Below are 18,405 nucleotides of genomic sequence, written 5' to 3' on the forward strand. Positions count from 1 at the left end.
ACAGGATGGTAAGATGGAACACGGTGGAAATCTCACAAATCTGGCGGCGCGTGCGGGGTGCCGCCCGGAAGAGCTGCTCGATTTCAGCGTGAATCTGAATCCGCTCGGGCCGCCGCCGGGGGCGTTCGGCTGTTACTTCCGGGGATTTGACGGGCTGAGCGCGTATCCGGAGCCATATGCGGAGTCGGTCGCTGCGAAACTGGCGGAACGGTGGGGCATCCCGGCGGAACGCGCGGTGATGCCGGGGAACGGCTCAAATCTGCTGTTGAATCTGCTGCCGGCTCTGTGCGGGGCGGAGCGGGCGATCGTGGTGGTGCCGGGATACCTTGAGTACGAGGCCGCGTGCGTCCGGGCCGGGTTGACGGTCGAACGGTTTGTGCTGCGGGAGGAGGAGGCGTTCGTGCCGGACTTGAAACGGCTCGGGGAGGCGGTGAGACCGGGGGATCTTGTCATCCTGGGGAATCCGGGCAATCCGGTCGGGACGTTCCTCCCGCGCGCGGAACTCGAGTCTCTCGTCACGGCGCACCCGGAGGCGCTGTTTCTGATTGACGAGGCGTTTATCGAATTCGTCGGCGAAACGGAGTCTCTGGTCGGGAGTCCTTTGCGGAATCTGGTAATAAGCCGTTCATTCACGAAATTTTACGCGATGCCCGGGTTGCGCATGGGTGCGATGATCGGCCCGGCCGGTCTTATGGCGAAGCTGCGGGAGTTGCAGGGCGAGTGGGCGGTGTCGGCTCCGGCTGTCGCGATGATGAATTTTCTGCTCTCGCTCCCTGCCGGGGAAGACGGGTACGCCGCCGCGAGTCGGCGTGAAACGGTTCGTCTGCGGGAAATGCTGGCGACGGGTCTCGCCGGGATTCCCCATGTCCGCGTGTTTGAATCGCAGGCGAATTATCTGATGTTCAAAAGCTTGCGTGCTGATCTGGCGGAGAAATTGCTCGTTCGGAATCGGATCGCGCTGCGCGACTGCTCCAGTTATCCGGGGCTCGGACTTGGTTTCTTTCGAGTTGCGGTGCGGCGCGAGGAGGATCAGGCGAAACTGCTTGCGGCGCTCGCGCCGGGGAGGGCGCCGTTTGTCGCGAAAGCGCGCCGCCGCACCCCGGCCTTGATGCTGCAGGGAACCTGCTCGAATGCGGGCAAGAGCGTACTTGCCGCGGCGTTCTGCCGGATTCTGCTGCAGGATGGATTTGCGGTGGCGCCGTTCAAGGCGCAGAACATGGCGCTGAATTCGTGCGTCACGCCGGATGGTGGGGAGATCGGGCGGGCGCAGGCGGTTCAGGCCGAGGCGTGCCGACTAGATCCGGATGTCCGGATGAATCCGATTCTGCTCAAACCGAACAGTGATCTCGGCAGCCAGGTGGTGTTGAATGGACGGGCGATCGGAAATTTCTGTGTGCGCGACTATTTCCGGCGCAAACCCGAACTGTGGCATGAGGTCACGGCAGCCTACGATTCGCTCGCGGCGGATTACAGCGTGATTGTGCTTGAGGGGGCGGGCAGTCCCGGAGAGGTGAATTTAAAGAGCGGCGATCTTGTGAACATGCGTATGGCGGAATACGCACATGCGCAGGTACTGCTCACGGGAGACATCGACCGCGGCGGGGTTTACGCCTCGTTTGCGGGAACCTGGGCGACGTTGGAGCCGCGTGAGCGGGAACTTGTCAATGGATTCATTGTGAACAAGTTCCGTGGTGATGCTTCGCTGCTGCATGGCGCGCATGAGTGGCTAGAGCGTCTGACCGGCCGTCCGGTGCTCGGGGTGATCGATTATCTGCATGATCTCGGACTTCCGGAGGAGGATTCGGTGAACTTCTCGTTTGTCCGTCCGGTGGAAAAGGAGGCGCGAACGCTCGATATTGTACTTGTGCATCTCGGTCACATTGCGAACTTTACAGATTATGCGCCGCTTGAGCTCGAACCGGATGTGACCCTGCGGAAAGTCGATTGCGCCGCTGATTTCGGTGAACCCGACGCCGTGATTCTGCCCGGCAGCAAGAGCGTTGCCGCGGATCTTGTAAAACTGCGGGAAAATGGTTTGTTTCAAAAGATTTACGATTCGTCGAAACGGGGGGCGTTTCTCCTGGGAATCTGCGGCGGGCTGCAGCTGATCGGAGAACGGCTGCTCGATCCGGAGGGGATCGAGTCGTCGGAACGGGAGGTCCGCTGTCTCGGACTTCTGCCGCTTGAAACGGTGATGCGGCGTGAGAAAACGCTGAGGCGGACGGTAGCGTATCTTCCTGACGGGATGGAACTTTCCGGATATGAAATCCATCATGGGGAGACGGTGTCGAAAGAGTCCGGGATTCCGGAGATCCGGGATGAATCGGGGCGCGCGGTCGGATTTGTGCGGGGAAATTGTTTTACGACTTATCTGCATGGGCTCTTTGACAACGACCGTTTCCGCCGGCGCTGGCTGGACCAGCTGCGGATTGCAAAAGGGTGGAGCCCGAAAGGCGGCGTAACCGCGCGATACGGCGTCGAAGAGGCCCTGAACCGATTGGCCGATCATGTGCGCAGCCGGATCGATATCGAACGACTCTACCGGAAACTGGGGGTGCGCTGAAATGCTGGGCGACAAAGATCGAGGGCTGCTTCTGAATCTGACCGGGGACGGCAAAGGAAAAAGCACCGGCGCATTCGGTACGGCGGTGAGGGCGCTCGGCTGGGGATGGCGCGTGGCGATTCTGCAATTTCTGAAAGGCGACCGGATGACCGGTGAGCGGAATTTTTTTACAACTCATTTTCCTGAAATGATTTTCGAGGATTTGGGATTGGGACTTTCAACCCATCCAGGCGATCACGCCGGTGCGGCGCGCCGCGGTTGGGAACGGGCGAAAGAGCTGCTCGCCGGATTCGATGGGGAGCTTTTGATCCTCGACGAACTGAATGTAGCGCTACGCAATGGTTATCTCTCTGCGGATGAAGTGATTCCGGCATTGACCGGGCGGCGGGAAACATTGAATGTCATTGTGACGGGGCGCGGCGCGCCGCCGGAACTTGTTGCCGTTTCCGACCTTGTTTCGGAGGTGCGGGAGATCCGTCACCCGTTCCGGAGCGGAATCCCGGCACAGAAAGGAATTGATTACTGATGAACGACTTATTCGATACGATTCTCTGGGACAGAGACGGGAGCGCGATCGAGCGTGAGAGTTTTCGGCGCATCGATGCGGAGGTGAATCCTGCCGTGCGCGCACGGTTTTCCGAATCGGAATGGCATGTCGCCCGGCGGCTCGTGCACACCTGCGCGGATTTTACGATTCTCGATCATCTGGAATTTTCGGGCGACCCGGTCGGTGCGGCGCTTGCGGCACTGCGGCGGGGGGCGCGGATCTACACGGATTCAAACATGATTAAATCGGGGCTGTCCATCCCGAAACTGAAGCGTTTTTCCGTCGATTACGAACGAGAGTCGATTCTCTGCCCGGTTGCTGACGCGGAGACGGGTGCTTTTGCCCGGGAACGGGGCATCACGCGGGCGCTTGCTGCGGTGGAGCTGCACGCTTCGGAACTCGACGGAGCGGTGTTTCTCTGCGGGAATGCGCCGCTGGCGCTGGCTGGAGTCGTTCGACTCGCGGTTGAGCGCGGGATTGCGCCGGCACTTATCGTCGGAATGCCGGTCGGGTTCGTGAATGTGGTCGAGTCGAAGAAACTGCTTGACCTTGTGGAGATTCCATATATTCGGATCTCAGGGAGGCGAGGGGGCAGCTCGCTTGCGGTCGCGGCGCTGCACGGCATGATGGAGTGTAATTTGGAGTGAAACGGACGGGAACACTGCGGTGCGGATGGACGACCGGCAGCGCGATGACGGCGGCGGCACTCGCCGCCTGGCGCGGCTCGGGTGATCCGGTTATGCTGCGGCTGCCGGGCGGTGAAATGCCGGAGATCCCGATTGCCCGGGCCTGGCCTGGCGGCGCTGTCGTCATCAAGGACGGCGGAGATGACCCCGATGTGACGAGCGGCTGTGAGATCACAGTGACCGTCGTCCCGTTTTCCGGAGCTCCGGAGGCGGCCGATCATCTCGTGCCGTGCGGGGAAGGAGAGCTGATCGTTCGGGGCGGGCCGGGTGTCGGGCGTGTGACGCGCCCCGGGCTCGCGGTTCCGGTCGGCCTTGCAGCTGTCAATCCCGGGCCGCGCCGGATTCTCGCGGAAAATTTTCGACTCGCCGGCTTCGGGCGGATTCCGGGAGAGCGATTGCTCGTGACCGTTTCAGTTCTTCATGGGGAAGAACTTGCAAAAAAAACACTGAATCCCGTGCTCGGGATAGTCGGAGGTATTTCGATTCTTGGAAACTCCGGAATCGTGCGCCCCTATTCAAACGCTGCCTATGCCGCGACGATTGAGCTTCAACTGCGCAGTGCCGCCGCAAACGGCGCGACGGTTGCGGCGTTGACGACCGGAAACCGGACGACGGCGGCCGTGCGGCGTGACTGGCCGGAGATCCCGGAGGAAGCGGTCGTACCGGTGGCGGACTTTATCGAATCCGCGCTGAAAGCCGCGGCTGAAGCGGGGTTGCAACGGGTCATCGTCGGCTGTATGCCGGGGAAACTCTTCAAATACGCCTGCGGATTCGAGAATACTCACGCTCATCGCAATAAATTGATGTTGACTTACTTACGCGATTTAGGCGTCGATCTCCCCGGAGTTCCGCTCGAGACGATCGATACGATGGGGGAGCTCCGGGCACGGATCGGAGACGCGCGGTTTCGAGAGGTGCTTGGTCCGGTTTATGACCGGGCGCGGGAAGTTTTGCAGAAGTGGCTGAGTCCGGCGATGCTGGAACTCGCTCTCTACGATGAGGATGGAGGAAGAATTCGATGAATCCGGTACAGGTGGTCGGTTGTGATGCTTCCGGTTTTTCGGCGGAGGCGCGCGAGGTGCTGCGCCATACGGAGTTTCTGCTCGGCGGCAGGCGACTGCTCGCGCTCGCCGCGCCGGAACTGTCTCCGGGAGCGGAGTGTATTGAGCTCGGCGCGGCGCTCGTGGAGACGCTCAGAACGGCTCTTGCGCGGCGCGGTGAACGGAAGATGACGCTGCTCGCATCCGGCGACCCGCTCTGCTGCGGGATCGGCGGGACGTTGCGCCGTCTCGTTCCGGATGAGGCGTTCCAGTTTCATCCGGCGCCGACAGCGTTTCAGCAGTTTTTCGCCCGGCTCGGCACGCCGTGGGAGAAGATGTCGTTTTTTTCTCTGCACGGCGAGGCGGATGTGCTGCCGTTCCGGCGGATGCTGCGTTCGCAGCTTGCCGCGGTCTACTGCGACGCAAGGCGGACGGCGCGACACATCGCGGCGGAACTTGTGACGCGTTTTCCCGCTGCCGCCGGAAGAAGAGCGGCGGCCGGATGTGATCTCGGACTCGCGTCCGAGTATATTGTCACCGGGACGCTCGGCCGGATCGCGGAAGATCGAGCTGTGGAGCGTTCGCTCTCCATCCTCGCTCTGCTGCCTGATGTGACTGTGCCGGTGCCGGAGTTGCCGCTCGGTCTGGAGGACGAATCCTATCTTCATGCCGGGCAGATGATTACCCATCCGGAAGTCCGGGCGGTCGTGCTCTCGAAACTGCGCCCCGGGTCCGGGGTGATGTGGGATCTCGGGGCGGGGAGCGGCTCGGTCGGTCTTGAGGCGGCGGGGCTCTCGCCGGATCTCGAGGTTCATTTTGTCGAGAAGAATCCTGAACGCTTCGCGGAACTGGCTGAGAATTGCCGACGCGAGGGGTTGAGCGGTCTCTTTCCGCACCCCGGCTCGGCGTTCGAGTGGATTCCGGAGCTGCCCGAACCCGATCGCGTCTTTGTCGGCGGTGGAGGGAGCGGGCTCGGAGAGATTCTCCGTGCCGCGTTTGAGCGGTTGAAACCCGGCGGAATTCTCGCGGCTACGGCTGTTCTTGCCGAGAGCAGTGCGACTCTCGCCAACGCTCTTGCCGAATATCGGAGTGAACTTCTGACCGTGAGTGTGAGCCGCGGTGTGCCGCTCGGACATGGAACTTTGATGAAAGCGGAAAATCCGATCACAATCGCGGTTTACCGGAAACCGATGGAGAAAGAACAGGGAAAATGAGTGGACGAATCACATTTGTCGGGGCCGGTCCCGGCGCGGTCGATCTGATTACGCTGCGCGGCGCCGCCGCACTCGACGAGGCGGATCTGGTCATCTACGCCGGATCGCTTGTGAATGAAAAACTTCTTGAGCGAGCTGCAAAAGCCGAGCTTGTCAACAGCGCAAAACTCTCTCTGAATGAAGTGCTTGAACGTATGGTGTCCGGTTTTCGTTCGGGGAAGCGGGTCGTCCGGCTTCATACCGGAGACCCGGCGATTTACGGTGCGGTGTCGGAACAGTACCGTGAGCTCGATCGCCTCGGCATTCCCTACGATGTCGTGCCCGGGGTTTCGAGCGTTTTCGCTGCCGCAGCTGAACTGAAAGTCGAACTTACGATGCCGGAGTTGTCGCAGAGCGTGATCCTGACCCGCGCCGAAGGACGCACCCCTGTTCCGGAAAGGGAAGCGATTGAAGTGCTTGCCGCGCACGGGGCTACGATGTGTCTTTATTTGAGTGTGGGCGAGATGGAACGCCTGGTCGAGCGGCTGCGCGCGGGCGGACTGCCCCCGGAGACTCCGGCGGCGGTGGTTTACCGCGCGAGCTGGCCGAATCAGAAGATCGTGCGCGGCGTTCTTGCCGACATTGCCGCGAAAGTCGCCGATGCCGGGATCAAGCGGCAGGCGCTCATTGTGGTCGGGCGCGTGCTCGAGCGGGACGGCGCGCTCTCGAAACTCTATGATGACTCGTTTGCGACCGGGTATCGCAATGCGGGCGGTTCGGCGGCGTTTCCGGGCCGGGTCGGGGTGTTCGCCCTGACCGCCGCCGGAGCGCACAAAGCCGCTGAAATCGCTGCCGGGCTGGAAGATGCGGAGATTGTTCTTCCCGGGAAATACGCGGATCTGGCGCCAGCACCCCGCCTCGTTTGTTATCCGGACGGCGAATTCTCCGAGGCGTTCGCGCGCGGCTGGAATGAATATGACGGACTCGTCATGGTCATGGCGTCCGGTATCGTCGTTCGGCACGTTGCGAAGCTCTGCCGTGCGAAAGGGAGCGATCCGGCAGTGGTGGTCTGCGATGCGGCGGGGAATTACGCCGTGAGTTTACTTTCCGGCCATCTCGGCGGGGCGAACCGGCTTGCAGCTGCGGTCGCCCGGATCACCGGCGGCAGACCGGTCATCACAACCGCGACCGACAACTGCGGGCTGATGGCGTTTGACGAGCTTGCCGCACGTCACGGCTATCGGGTCGCGAATCCCGAACTCCTGAAAACGTTCTCTGCGGAAATGCTTGATGGAGAGAAATTTGATCTCGCCATCCCGCAGGAGCTTTTTGAACGCTATTATGCCGGGAATCCGCAGTTCCGGTTTGCGGGCGACACGCCTGAAATCACGATTCGCTCAACCCATTCCGGTCATGTCCTGCGTCTTGTTCCGCGCAGGTACGCACTCGGAATCGGTTGCCGCCGTGGTGCTTCCGCCGATTCAATCGATGCTCTCTCTTCCCGGATTCTGAAAGAGCGAAACCTCTGCTGGGAAGCGATTGCCGTCGTCGCTTCGGCGGAACTCAAACGGGAGGAACCGGGATTGCTCGCTTTTGCCCAGTCGCACCGGATCGCACTGCGTTTCTTCCGTGCGGATGAATTGAATGCGGTCGATGTGCCGAATCCATCGGCTGCGGCGCTCGCTCATCTGGGAATTCGTTCCGTTTCCGAGGCGGCGGCTCTGCTGGCCGCCGGGCCCGGATCGCGACTGGTGGTGGAAAAAACGGCGGCGGAGTGTGTCACTGTCGCTCTCGCAGAGGTGTTAAATGGCTGAAATTTATGCAGTTGGGATCGGTCCTGGAGCTCCTGATCTTATGACTGGACAGGCGGTAAAGGTGCTGGAATCGTGTACGGCCGTCGCCGGATATCGGCTCTATCTCGATCAGCTAGGGCCGATGATCGCAGGCAAACGCTTGATCGCCAGCGGAATGCGTCAGGAGATCATGCGCTGCCGCGAAGCGCTCGAGGCGGCACTTGCGGGAGAGCGGGTTGCCGTCGTATCTTCCGGTGACGCTGGTGTTTATGGTATGGCCGGATTGCTGCTCGAATTGTGCGAACTTGAGCGTTACCGCGAAATCGAGGTCGAAGTCGTTCCCGGTGTCACGGCCGCGCTCGCGGCGGCTGCGCTTGTGGGGGCGCCGTTCATGAACGACTTTGCCGTGCTGAGCCTCTCGGATCTGATGACCGATCGCGAGCTGATCCGGCGGCGGATCCGGGCGGTCGCCGCCTGTGATCTGCCGGTCGCGTTTTACAATCCGCGCAGCACGAAGCGGGAAGAGCTGCTCGAATATGCGGTCGCCGTATTCCGGGAAACCGATCCCGCTCTTCCCGTCGCAGTGGTGCACAATGCGTTCCGTGACGGGCAGAGAGTCGATCTCGTTACGCTTGATGACTTTCCGCTTCATCAAGTGAATATGACTTCGATCGTGATAATCGGCAACTCGCAGACTGTTGTGCGCGGCAACCGTTTTTACTGCCGCCGCGGCTATCGGGAGAAACATGAATTTGAAGCGTAAACCCTTTTCCGCCTTTCTGATCGCGGGGACGAATTCCGGCAGCGGCAAAACAACCTTGTCGCTCGGGATTCTGCGTGCGTTTTCCCGGCGCGGACTCGTGCCTGCGCCGTTCAAATGCGGCCCGGACTACATCGATCCGCTTTTTCACCGCCAGGCCGCGGGCCGGATTTCGGTCAACTGCGATCCGTTTCTGATGGGACCGGATGGCGTTCGCCGCAGTTTTTCCCGGCACGTCTCAGATTCATGTGTCGCTGTCGTCGAGGGAGTTATGGGACTTTTCGACGGCAATTCCCCCGGGACGCTCGCGGGCAGCAGCGCGGAAATCGCCGCATTGCTCGATATTCCGGTCGTACTCGTTGTGAATGCACGCGGCATGGCCGGGTCGATTGCGCCGCTCGTGCGCGGTTTTTCGCAATGGGAGCCGCGTGTCCGCATTGTCGGAGTCATTGCCGACAACATCGGTTCGGCTCATCATGCGGAATTGCTGCGCAGCGCGCTTGCGTCGGCGGGACTTCCGCCGCTCTTCGGCGCGCTCGCGCGGGATGAGCGTTTGCGACTTCCGGAACGTCATCTCGGTCTCGCTCCCGCTCAACTCGATGAGTCCTGGCTCGATATGCTTGCCGAAGCGGTCGAAACATCCATCGATCTGGATCGGCTGCTCGCGTTGACGCGCGTGGTTCCGCCGTCGGCGGAACCCGTTCCGGCTGTCGTGCCGCCGCCTTCCGTCGTACGGCTCGGAGTGGCTCGGGATGAGGCGTTTCAGTTCTATTATGCGGAGAATTTTGAGCTGCTACGGCAGTTCGGGGTCGAGACCGTTCCCTTTTCGCCGCTGCGGGACGCGGCGCTGCCGGAGAATCTCGCCGGGCTCTGGTTCGGCGGGGGCTTCCCGGAGCTGTATGTGGAGACGCTCTCCCGGAATCACTCCATGCTCGAGGCGATCCGGGCGTTCGCCGCATCCGGCCGCCCTGTCTACGGAGAGTGCGGCGGTTATCTCTATCTGCTCGAGGCTCTTACCGATTTCGACGGCGTTCGCCGCCCGTTGCTCGGACTCCTGCCGGGGGAGGCGGTCATGGGGCAGAAACTTGCTTCGCTCGGATATCGGGAACTTACTTCCTGTTCGGAATCGCTCTTTGGTCCGGCCGGAACGAAACTGCGCGGCCATGAGTTTCATTATTCATTTCTGAAAAACGGTCCGAGTGGAGGCAACCTATTCGCATCCCGCGACTTGCGTGGTGTCGAACGTCCCGCCGGAAGTGTCTGCGGCAATCTCTGCGGCAGTTATATCCATCTCCATTTCGCCTCGAATCCGGCCGCGGCGGAGGCATTGGTCCGGAGGCTTCAGGCATGACACTCATTTATCTGGTCACCCTCGCGCTTTTGTTCGACGTTCTGTTCGGGGATCCGCACAGCTCGTGGCACCCGGTGGCGCTCTTCGGCCGTGCCGCTTCTCCGGTCGAACGGTTCTGCCGGAGGAAGTTCCGTTCCGAATTCATCGCCGGTTTCGCCGGCTGGGTGATTCTTGTCGGCGGAGCGACTGCGGCGACGTGGCTGCTGGTGCGGTTATTGGTTTCCCGTCAGGAAGTTGCCGGTGTCCTGCTCGCTGCCGTAATTCTCTATTTTACGATTGCACTTCGGAGTCTTGTCGACCATGCGCGCGCGATCCGTCGGCCGCTCCGCAACGGGAATCTCTCCGGAGCGCGCCGGGCGCTGTCGATGATCGTGAGCCGCGACACGGCTGCTCTTTCCGAGTCGGAAATCGTGCGCGGCGCGATCGAGAGCCTCGGCGAAAATCTCATCGACGCGATGACGAGCGCGCTCTTTTTCGCCGTTCTCGGTTACCTCGTCGATGGTGTCGCCGGAGCCGCTGCCGGGGCGGTTTTTCTGCGTGCGGCCAACACGCTCGACGCCTGCTGGGGTTACCGGAACAGACGTTATCTCCTCTTCGGTCGTTTTGCGGCGCGGGCGGATGATGTGCTTCATTTTATTCCGGCACGCCTGACGCTGCCTGCGATCGCGGCTGCGGCTCTGCTGCTCCGCTTGGATGCGAAAGCGACGCTGAAAGCCGGAATCCGTCACCGTCACGACCACCCGAGCCCGAACTCCTGCTGGGGCATGGCCGGGTTCGCCGGAGCGCTCGGAATCCGGCTCGGCGGCCCGACTGTTTACGACGGTGTCCGCGAACCGTACCCTTACTGGGGGGAGGGTCGGAAAAAGTTGAATTGTGCTGATCTCGTTCGAGCGGAGTATCTTACTGTATTTTCAGCTCTTGTGTTTGCCGTCGTTGCGGCTGGATTGGGGGTGTGGCTGTCATGAAACGGATTCTGCTGATCCGGCACGGGGAAGTTGAGGAGAGTTACCGCGGGCGTTTCATCGGGAAAACCGATGCTCCGCTCTCGGAGGAGGGCAGGGAGGAGTGCCGGGCTTTGCGCGTGCGCGTTGCGGCACTTTCTCCGGAACTGTTTTTCTGCAGTCCGCTGCGTCGTGCGGTTGAAACGCTTGAAGTCGTGCGTGTCAAAGAGTGTCGATCTCTTATCGATCCGCGTCTGCGTGAGATTGATTTCGGACGTTGGGAGGGGTTGCTTTTCGAGGAAATCGCCCGCGTCGCAGCGCCGGCGGAGCTGCGCGTCTGGGCGGAGAATCCCGCCGGAATGGTGTTCCCCGGAGGAGAGTCGTTCGCCGCGTTTGCCGCTCGCGTCGACGCCTTTACACGCGAACTCGTTGAAATGCCGGTCGAGTGCGCCGCTGTCGTGACCCACGGAGGCGTTTTGATGCGCATGATTTCCGGTTGGAAAGGGTTACCGCCGCAGCGCCAGCACGAAGTGCTTCCGCCGCGCGGTTCGTTGAATGTTTTTGAATGCAACGATGGAGTCTGGAATCATGTCCAATAAGATCATACTGGTCATCGGCGGCGCGCGCAGCGGAAAGAGCCGTTTCTCGGAAGAGCTCGTGCTGCGCGCCGACGACACCCCGTTCTATATCGCAACCGCCCCCGTACTCGATTCGGAGATGGCCGAGCGGGTTCGGCTTCACCGCGAACGGCGCGCCGCTGCAAACTGGGTCACGATCGAAGAGGAGCGCAATCTCGTCAACGCGGTCCGGCTCGCGGCGGCGGAGGATGCCGGCGCCGTGCTGATCGATTGTCTCACCCTCTGGATCAACAATCTTCTTTATGAAAATCCGGAACTCTCCGAAACGGAGATGACGGAAAAATCCCGCGCTCTAGTTGATGAACTCCGTCTGGGCCCTCCGTTTTCCGTGCTTGTCATCAACGAGGTCGGACTCGGGCTCGTGCCGGAGCTGCCGCTGGCGCGCCGTTTTCGTGATCTGTCGGGGCGCTGTGCGCAGGTCATTGCGTCAGAAGCTGATGAAGTCTATTTTATGGTTGCAGGAATTCCACAGAGGATCAAGTGAAATGAACGACAATCTGCTTGAGAAAACCATCGCCGCAATCGAACCGGCCGACGCTGCCGTCCGGGAAGAGGCACGGCACTACATCGACACGTTGACCATGCCGAGGCGGGCACTCGGACGGCTGCTCGACCTGGCCGAGGAACTCGCGGCCATGACCCGGACTCTGCGTTTCCCGACCGCCCGGAAAGAGATCGTTCTGATGGCGGGCGATCACGGCATTGTCCGGCAGGGAGTCTGCCCGCAGCCGTCGAGCGTGACCACTCAGATGGTGCGCAACTTCGTGCATGGCGGCGGCGGGATCAATGTGCTCGCCCGCGTCGCGGGGGCTCACGTGACTGTCGTCGACATGGGAGTCGATTCCGACCTTTCGGATCTCGTCGACGCAGGCGCGGTCATCGACTGCAAAATCGCCCCCGGAACCGCCGATTTCTCCATCGGCCCGGCCATGAGCCGCGAACAGGCCGTCCGTTCTCTCGAGGCCGGGATCCGGATTGCGGAACGACTCGCCCCGGAAGTCGACGTCTTCGCCACCGGTGAGATGGGCATCGGCAACACTTCGCCCTCTTCCGCGGTCGTCACGGTACTCTCCGGCGCGGACGATCCGGCTCCGTTCGTCGGCCGCGGCGCGGGGCTCGACCCGGCGAAGCTCGCGCACAAGGCGGCGGTGATCCGGCGCGGCATCGCATGCAACTCCCCCGATCCCGCCGACGGCATCGACCTGCTCGCGAAAGTCGGCGGATTCGAGATCGGCGGCATCGCCGGAGTCGTCCTCGGCGCGGCCCGCATGCGTAAACCCGTTGTGATCGATGGCTTTATCTCCAGTGCAGGCGCTCTGGTCGCCGCTGTTCTCGCTCCTGCGTCGCGCGATTACATGATTCTCGGCCACGGCAGCGCTGAACCCGGCCATGTCGCGATGGCCCGTCTGCTCGGGAAACAGCCGCTGCTCGACCTCGGCATGCGGTTGGGGGAGGGGACCGGCGCCGCCCTCGCTCTGCAGCTTCTCGACGCCGCCCGGGCGATCATGACCGAGATGGCCACGTTCGAGTCGGCGAACGTCACCGAGGAGGGTCTCAAGTGAGAACGTTTCTGGCCGCCGTTTCGATGCTGAGCGCCCTCCCGCTCGGCCGGTTTTGCCCGACTGAAACAGAGCTGCAGCGGTCGCAGAATCTCTTCCCGGCTGCCGGACTCCTTTTCGGCGTGCTCCTCGGCTGCGCGGCGTGGGGACTGATCTATCTCCAGCTTCCGCTTCTGCCGACGGCGATGCTGCTCGCGCTGCTGCCCGAGGCGTTGACGAAAGGATTCCATCTCGACGGACTCGCGGATACGGCCGACGGGTTCCTCTCGGGACGCTCGCGTGAACGCAAGCTCGAGATCATGCGTGACAGCCGCACAGGTTCGATGGGAGTCGCGGCGATTTTCGCGCTGCTCGGCATGAAGTTCGCACTCTTCGGGTCGATTCCCGCTGCGGCACTCCCGGTCGTCGCCGGAATCATGATGCTCTCGGGCCGCTGCGGAATCGTGCTCTACAATGCGATGAGCCGTTACGCGCGACCAGACGGACTCGGCGCAATCTGGTTCCGCCGCCGACCCGTCGTCGGAATCGTGCTCGCGCTGCTGCTGCCGGGCGTGGTTGCCTGGTGGTTCTTCGGGCCGGCGGCAGGTGGGGCGTTTGTCGGTGCGCTGCTGCTCTTTACGTTCATCTGGAGCCGCGTTACGCGGGCGGTCATCGGCGGCGCGACCGGCGACACCATCGGCTGCTGCGAAGAGTTGTGCGAACTTCTCACTCTCGCCTGGGGGGTCGCCTTATGAAAGTGCGGGTCGGAATCAGCGCGTGTCTGCTCGGGCGGCCCGTCCGCTACGACGGGCGCGACAAGTTCGATCCGCTGCTCGCGGAAACCCTTGCCGCCCGGATCGAATGGATCCCCGTCTGCCCGGAAACCGAATTCGGGCTGCCCGTCCCGCGGGAGCCGATTCAGCTTGAGGACGATCCCGCCCGACCCGAATTGCGCGGCGTTCATTCCGGATGCAGCCTGAGCTGCGCCATGCGCGCATTCTGCCGCCGCCGGGTCGATGAGCTTGGGGAATTCGATCTCGCCGGTTTTGTCTTCAAGGCGAAATCTCCCTCCTGCGGGCTCCACGTCGCTGTTTTCCACGGCGGAGAGACGGTCGGCCGCGCCGCCGGACTCTTCGCCGCGGCATGGATGGAACGTCATCCGGAACTTCCCGTCGTCGAGGCCGAGACTCTGCACGATCCCGCCGCGCTTGAGGAGTTTCTCGCGAAATTAAAGATCGAGCAGTGAACTTCTGCGCGATTCCAGCAGCAGCCCGAGCGAGATCGGCGCATTGGTCCAGCCCGTGTAGATACTTCCCGCTCCGCCCTCGAAACAGTTGCCACCGCCCCAGCTGCGCGTGGTGAGATCGTACATCCCCCGCCAGCAGCCGCGGAAGAAGTCCGAGTCACTGCGGTCCTGAATCGAGAGCAGCAGTTCCGCCTGTTTCCGTTTCGCCGCGGCGACCGCTTCCGAGCGGGTCAGTTCCGCCGCCATCTGCAGCGCGAGAAACGACCAGTTCAGGGTGTAAATCGTGTCGGCGAGATGTTTCCCTTTCGGAGCTTCATAATGTTCCGCCGGAATGTTTCCCGTCGCCGGATCGAGTTTTGCGAGAATCCGGTCGACGGCCTGTTCCGCCAGATCCCAGTCCGCCTGTTCTCCGAATGTGCGATACGCCTCGGCCGCCCCGATGAGCGCATAAGCGTGTTCACTGACCGTGAAGCCGTCCAGCGCTTTGGCGACGTAATCGTGATAGCGGCGCACCTCTTCCCGCCACGCCGGAGTCGGTTCCACCTGGTAAGCGCGGCTGAGCGCCATTGTCGCGAGCGATCCCCAGTGCGGCAATTCGAGCCGCCCGCGCCACTGATGCTCCGGATCTCCCCAGGTGCCGGGCTCTTTCGGATTTTCCGCTCCGAACGTGCGATGCATCGCTCTGAACAGCTCATCCGCCAGGGTCAACGCCCATTTTGTGAGGTCGTACTTCGCATCGAGTTCCGGCGCGCGTTTCGCAATCGCCAGCGGAATGAAGACGCACCAGGCATTGTCATCGAAGTAGACGACATCCTCCCATTTGATGTGCGACCAGTTCCAGCTCCCCCGCGGAAACCGCCCGTCGTAACGGTTCAGCAGTCCGCTGCGGAAATAGAGAAAGTCGAGGATCGATTCGCCCGTCTTCCGCGCTCCCGCTTTCACGCCGCACTCCCCGGCGTACAGATACAGCAGCGCCGTCTCGAAATTGCAGTCCGCACGCCGCTGCTCAAGCACATAGCCCTCCGGCGTCGACCGCCATGCCGGAAACTCCCGCAACATCTGCTCCAGCGCCGCTCCATCCGCCACACTCAGCCGTTCCGCCACGCCCCAGCTCCCATCCGCCGGATCCATCACCCCGGAACGCTCAAACCATTCCAGATTCCGCTCCACCGCTTCGGTCAGTGACTCCATTGCCCCGCTTCCCTTTTGTTTTTTTGTTAAAACATTTTAGTTGACTTCTGGTTTAGTATAATCCCGATCGGCGAAAATGCAAGTCCCCTCTTGCAAAGAAAAGGGAAATGGATTATTTTAGGAGGAATGAGACGGAATTTCCTTGAGAGGATGCCAATGGCGAAACGGGTGAAACTTGCGGATATCGCACGCGAAGCGGGAGTGTCGGTGACGGCGGCTTCGTTCTACATCAACGGCAAGGCGGAGCAGTACAAACTCTCGAAAGCGACCTGCGAACGGCTCGAAGCTGCGGTACGCAAATACGATTTTGTGCCGAACCTCTTCGCCCGCGCGATGCAGCAGAATCGCACATTTCTCGTGGGATTGCTCGTTCGTGACCGGATCAACTCCTCGTTCTGGAGCGACATCGTCGCCGGGATCGAGGACGGGCTTTCCGCATCGGGCTGTCATCTCGTTCTGGCGAGCACCCACACCGATCCGGAGCAGGAGCTGGAAGCGCTCCGGCAGATGCGGGCGAAAGGCGTGGACGGTTACGTCATCAGCCCCGTTCTTCGTGGCGACGGCGGAGTTCCCAATCTCGAATATCTGCGGAATCTGAACCGGAATCGCCCCGTCGTCGGATTGAATCTGAACCTCGACGGCATCCCGTCGGTCTACAACGACGACGCTGTCGGCGGCACGCTCGCCGCCGGTTTCCTCTGGGAGAACGGTCATCGCCGCGTCGCGCTGCTGGGGAATCCGTTCGGTTTCGGACAGCCCCGTTTCCGCGCTTTCGAGGCGTTCTATCGGGAGCGCGGTTTCGTTCCGCTGCACTTTTCCGGACCGGGGGAGGCGCTTGCCGCGGTCGGGAGTTTCACGGCGGTTTTCTGCCTCCACGACCTGCTCGCAACAGCGCTCTGCAGCAACGCGACTGCGGCCGGGCTGCGAATCCCCGAGACATTCTCCGTGATCGGATACGATGGTCTTGAATGGCTCAAACTGCTCAATCCCGCTCCGTCAACCATCTTTCAGCATAAATATGAACTCGGGAGCGCGGTCGCCACACAGTTGCTGCGCGCATTCGAGACGGGAGCGTGCGAGTCGGTCCGGTTCAAACCGCTCCTCGTCCCCGGGGGGACCGTAGGCGTCGCCGCTACTTCGTGATGACCTGAATGAAGATGGCCAGGATGACGACCGGACCGACGAAACGGATCAGGATTCCCCAGAGCGTCATGATCGTCAGCCCGGAATTCGCCGCTTCCATGTAGCGCGGCTCCCCGCGGAAGCCGGAGAGCCAGGTGATGAGATTTTCATCAACAAGCCCGTGCGTCCCCTCACGCAGTTCCCGTCCCGCTTTGCGGGCACCCCAGATCCAGCCGACGAAGATCACCGTCAGCAATCCCATGAGCGGGAGCAGCCAGTTCGAGGTCAGCTTGTCGAGCAGATCGAACCAGGAGCCGGTCCGGACGTTGAATACGTTCTGGACGAAATGCTCGATTCCGGGCAGATTCTCCCAGTGATTCGTGCTGTAACAGGTCAGGAATCCGAGCAGCGTGACGCCGAGGAACGTCCCGATCACCGCCGGAACGCGCCGCACTTTGAACTGATCCATGATGAATGTCACGCCGCTTTCGAGCAGCGCCGCCGCGCTGGTCAGCGCCGCAATCGTCATCATGAGGAAGAAAAGCCCCGCCCAGAACCAGCCCATGCCGCCCGGAATCCGGTAGAATGTCGCCGGCAGCACGTTGAAGATCAGTCCCGGACCGGCGTCCGGCGCAAGCTGCATCGCGAACACCGCCGGGAAGATCGCCAGCCCCCCGAGCAGCGCCGCGAGCGTGTCGAGCGCCACGATCCAGAGCGAGGTCGACAAGATGTTCTCATCCTTGCGCAGATAGCTGCCGTAGGTGATCGTGATTCCCATGCCGAGGCTCAGCGAATAGAATGCGTGTCCCAGAGCTTCAAGCACCCCCGCAATGCTCAGTTTCGAGAAATCCGGATTCAGGAAAAAACGAATTCCCTCTTTCGCACCCGGCAGCGTCACGCCGCGGACGATCACCGCCAGCAGCAGAAAGAAGAGCAGCGGCATCAGAACCTTTGAGCACCGTTCGATCCCTTTCCGGATTCCGAAGATGATCATCGCCGCAGTCAGCACCATGAAGATGATGAGCTCCGCCGCAATCCTCCCCGGCTCCCGGTCGAGGTAGTGGTTGAATGCCCCGGCCGCCTCCGACACCTGCGTGAAATGAAGCCCGCCCGTGAACGATCGGTAGACGTAATCGACGATCCATGCCCCCACCACCGCATAGTAGGAGAGAATCAGCATCGCCGTGATGAGCGAGATCAGCCCCACCGCCGCAAATCCGAGCCAGACGAAGAGGCACGCCGCCGCAAACAGGATCACCGCAAATCCGTAATGTCCCGACGCCGCCAGCGAAACTGCTCCGAGCATCAGCAGCACCCCGATCACGTCCGCCGTCCGCGAACGCTTCAGCTGCAGCGATTTGAATGCTCCGTACGGGTTTTTCCCCGTCTTGCGGCCGATCGTGATTTCACAGAGCATCAGCGGCAGTCCGAAAAGAAGAATACACCCCAGATAAACCAGTACAAATGCGCCGCCGCCGTTCATTCCGGTGATGTAGGGGAACTTCCAGATGTTGCCGAGACCGATGGCGGAACCGGCTGCAGCAAGCACGAAACCGAGTTTCCCGCTCCAGCTCTCACGAGTTTCTGTTGACATGGCGTTCTGCTCTTTCCTGAATTGAATCGATATCCTAATACTATATCACCGTCTGCGCTTCTTTTCAATTTACAGACGATTTTTTTTGCGCTTTGCAGATTTGCGGTGTATAGTGTAAATACAGACAGGAGATGGTATGATAAATGACTGACGTTCGCGGTTTCTGCTTGCGGCGTGTAATTTATGGCGATTAACTTACACG

The 18,405-nt window shown here is 61.5% G+C and carries 17 protein-coding genes; 15 read left to right on the plus strand and 2 right to left on the minus strand.

Annotation, left to right across the window (positions count from 1 at the left end):
• Positions 1-13 precede the first annotated feature (13 nt).
• The 14 genes from Q0J85_RS12200 to Q0J85_RS12265 are packed head-to-tail and all read left to right on the plus strand — an operon-like array spanning position 14 to position 14,296.
• On the plus strand, positions 14-2,563 hold the full coding sequence (locus tag Q0J85_RS12200; RefSeq protein WP_294481997.1) for a cobyric acid synthase: 2,550 nt from the start codon (positions 14-16) through the stop codon (positions 2,561-2,563).
• Position 2,564: 1 nt separating this feature from the next.
• Complete coding sequence (locus tag Q0J85_RS12205; protein WP_294482000.1) at positions 2,565-3,089, plus strand: cob(I)yrinic acid a,c-diamide adenosyltransferase; 525 nt, start codon at positions 2,565-2,567, stop codon at positions 3,087-3,089.
• Positions 3,089-3,757 carry a precorrin-8X methylmutase gene (locus Q0J85_RS12210; protein WP_294482001.1) on the plus strand — a complete coding sequence of 223 codons (669 nt, stop codon included), beginning with the start codon at positions 3,089-3,091 and terminating at the stop codon, positions 3,755-3,757. The genes Q0J85_RS12205 and Q0J85_RS12210 overlap by 1 nt, the downstream gene beginning before the upstream one ends.
• Positions 3,754-4,818, plus strand: a complete 1,065-nt coding sequence (cbiD, locus tag Q0J85_RS12215; RefSeq protein WP_294482003.1) for a cobalt-precorrin-5B (C(1))-methyltransferase CbiD — start codon at positions 3,754-3,756, stop codon at positions 4,816-4,818. Before Q0J85_RS12210 ends, cbiD begins: the two co-directional genes overlap by 4 nt.
• Positions 4,815-6,050, plus strand: a complete 1,236-nt coding sequence (gene cbiE / locus Q0J85_RS12220) for a precorrin-6y C5,15-methyltransferase (decarboxylating) subunit CbiE (RefSeq protein ID WP_294482005.1) — start codon at positions 4,815-4,817, stop codon at positions 6,048-6,050. Before cbiD ends, cbiE begins: the two co-directional genes overlap by 4 nt.
• Positions 6,047-7,843: a precorrin-4 C(11)-methyltransferase gene (gene cobM / locus Q0J85_RS12225; RefSeq protein WP_294482007.1), complete on the plus strand. Its 1,797-nt coding sequence runs from the start codon at positions 6,047-6,049 to the stop codon at positions 7,841-7,843. Before cbiE ends, cobM begins: the two co-directional genes overlap by 4 nt.
• On the plus strand, positions 7,836-8,585 hold the full coding sequence (cobJ, locus tag Q0J85_RS12230; protein WP_294482009.1) for a precorrin-3B C(17)-methyltransferase: 750 nt from the start codon (positions 7,836-7,838) through the stop codon (positions 8,583-8,585). The genes cobM and cobJ overlap by 8 nt, the downstream gene beginning before the upstream one ends.
• The gene (locus tag Q0J85_RS12235) at positions 8,569-9,933 is read left to right on the plus strand and encodes a cobyrinate a,c-diamide synthase (RefSeq protein WP_294482011.1); all 1,365 of its coding nucleotides are present in this window, start codon (positions 8,569-8,571) and stop codon (positions 9,931-9,933) included. The genes cobJ and Q0J85_RS12235 overlap by 17 nt, the downstream gene beginning before the upstream one ends.
• Positions 9,930-10,898, plus strand: coding sequence for an adenosylcobinamide-phosphate synthase CbiB (gene cbiB, locus Q0J85_RS12240; protein ID WP_294482012.1), 969 nt, complete (start codon positions 9,930-9,932; stop codon positions 10,896-10,898). The genes Q0J85_RS12235 and cbiB overlap by 4 nt, the downstream gene beginning before the upstream one ends.
• Positions 10,895-11,473, plus strand: a complete 579-nt coding sequence (locus tag Q0J85_RS12245) for a histidine phosphatase family protein (RefSeq protein WP_294482013.1) — start codon at positions 10,895-10,897, stop codon at positions 11,471-11,473. The genes cbiB and Q0J85_RS12245 overlap by 4 nt, the downstream gene beginning before the upstream one ends.
• A complete protein-coding gene (gene cobU, locus Q0J85_RS12250; protein ID WP_294482015.1) occupies positions 11,463-11,996 on the plus strand; it encodes a bifunctional adenosylcobinamide kinase/adenosylcobinamide-phosphate guanylyltransferase in 534 nt (177 codons plus the stop codon). Before Q0J85_RS12245 ends, cobU begins: the two co-directional genes overlap by 11 nt.
• A 1-nt stretch (position 11,997) precedes the next feature.
• Positions 11,998-13,074, plus strand: a complete 1,077-nt coding sequence (cobT, locus tag Q0J85_RS12255; RefSeq protein WP_294482016.1) for a nicotinate-nucleotide--dimethylbenzimidazole phosphoribosyltransferase — start codon at positions 11,998-12,000, stop codon at positions 13,072-13,074.
• Positions 13,071-13,805: an adenosylcobinamide-GDP ribazoletransferase gene (cobS, locus tag Q0J85_RS12260; RefSeq protein ID WP_294482017.1), complete on the plus strand. Its 735-nt coding sequence runs from the start codon at positions 13,071-13,073 to the stop codon at positions 13,803-13,805. The genes cobT and cobS overlap by 4 nt, the downstream gene beginning before the upstream one ends.
• Entirely contained in the window at positions 13,802-14,296 is a 495-nt protein-coding gene (locus tag Q0J85_RS12265; protein WP_294482018.1) for a DUF523 domain-containing protein, read from the plus strand. The genes cobS and Q0J85_RS12265 overlap by 4 nt, the downstream gene beginning before the upstream one ends.
• On the opposite strand, the gene Q0J85_RS12270 is transcribed toward Q0J85_RS12265, so the two are convergent.
• Positions 14,279-15,487 (minus strand): hypothetical protein, encoded by a 1,209-nt coding sequence (locus Q0J85_RS12270; protein ID WP_294482019.1) that lies wholly within the window; start codon positions 15,485-15,487, stop codon positions 14,279-14,281. The genes Q0J85_RS12265 and Q0J85_RS12270 overlap by 18 nt on opposite strands.
• A 156-nt stretch (positions 15,488-15,643) precedes the next feature.
• On the opposite strand from Q0J85_RS12270, the gene Q0J85_RS12275 reads away from it, so the two are divergent.
• A complete protein-coding gene (locus tag Q0J85_RS12275) occupies positions 15,644-16,630 on the plus strand; it encodes a LacI family DNA-binding transcriptional regulator (protein WP_294482020.1) in 987 nt (328 codons plus the stop codon).
• Here Q0J85_RS12275 and Q0J85_RS12280 read toward each other — a convergent pair.
• Positions 16,620-18,203, minus strand: a complete 1,584-nt coding sequence (locus Q0J85_RS12280; RefSeq protein WP_294482022.1) for a sodium-dependent transporter — start codon at positions 18,201-18,203, stop codon at positions 16,620-16,622. The genes Q0J85_RS12275 and Q0J85_RS12280 overlap by 11 nt on opposite strands.
• Positions 18,204-18,405: the final 202 nt, after the last annotated feature.

Origin of the sequence: uncultured Victivallis sp. (assembly GCA_944389935.1) — a bacterium.
Classification (GTDB): Bacteria; Verrucomicrobiota; Lentisphaeria; order Victivallales; family Victivallaceae; genus Victivallis.

Coding starts and splice junctions, on each gene's coding strand:
- cobU (WP_294482015.1), top strand. CDS start 11,463: ATGTCCAATAAGATCATACTGGTCATCGGCGGCGCGCGCAGCGGAAAG.
- Q0J85_RS12200 (WP_294481997.1), top strand. CDS start 14: ATGGAACACGGTGGAAATCTCACAAATCTGGCGGCGCGTGCGGGGTGC.
- Q0J85_RS12245 (WP_294482013.1), top strand. CDS start 10,895: ATGAAACGGATTCTGCTGATCCGGCACGGGGAAGTTGAGGAGAGTTAC.
- Q0J85_RS12205 (WP_294482000.1), top strand. CDS start 2,565: ATGCTGGGCGACAAAGATCGAGGGCTGCTTCTGAATCTGACCGGGGAC.
- Q0J85_RS12235 (WP_294482011.1), top strand. CDS start 8,569: ATGAATTTGAAGCGTAAACCCTTTTCCGCCTTTCTGATCGCGGGGACG.
- cobT (WP_294482016.1), top strand. CDS start 11,998: ATGAACGACAATCTGCTTGAGAAAACCATCGCCGCAATCGAACCGGCC.
- cobM (WP_294482007.1), top strand. CDS start 6,047: ATGAGTGGACGAATCACATTTGTCGGGGCCGGTCCCGGCGCGGTCGAT.
- Q0J85_RS12270 (WP_294482019.1), bottom strand. CDS start 15,487: ATGGAGTCACTGACCGAAGCGGTGGAGCGGAATCTGGAATGGTTTGAG.
- cobJ (WP_294482009.1), top strand. CDS start 7,836: ATGGCTGAAATTTATGCAGTTGGGATCGGTCCTGGAGCTCCTGATCTT.
- cbiB (WP_294482012.1), top strand. CDS start 9,930: ATGACACTCATTTATCTGGTCACCCTCGCGCTTTTGTTCGACGTTCTG.
- cbiE (WP_294482005.1), top strand. CDS start 4,815: ATGAATCCGGTACAGGTGGTCGGTTGTGATGCTTCCGGTTTTTCGGCG.
- Q0J85_RS12275 (WP_294482020.1), top strand. CDS start 15,644: ATGGCGAAACGGGTGAAACTTGCGGATATCGCACGCGAAGCGGGAGTG.
- Q0J85_RS12210 (WP_294482001.1), top strand. CDS start 3,089: ATGAACGACTTATTCGATACGATTCTCTGGGACAGAGACGGGAGCGCG.
- Q0J85_RS12280 (WP_294482022.1), bottom strand. CDS start 18,203: ATGTCAACAGAAACTCGTGAGAGCTGGAGCGGGAAACTCGGTTTCGTG.
- Q0J85_RS12265 (WP_294482018.1), top strand. CDS start 13,802: ATGAAAGTGCGGGTCGGAATCAGCGCGTGTCTGCTCGGGCGGCCCGTC.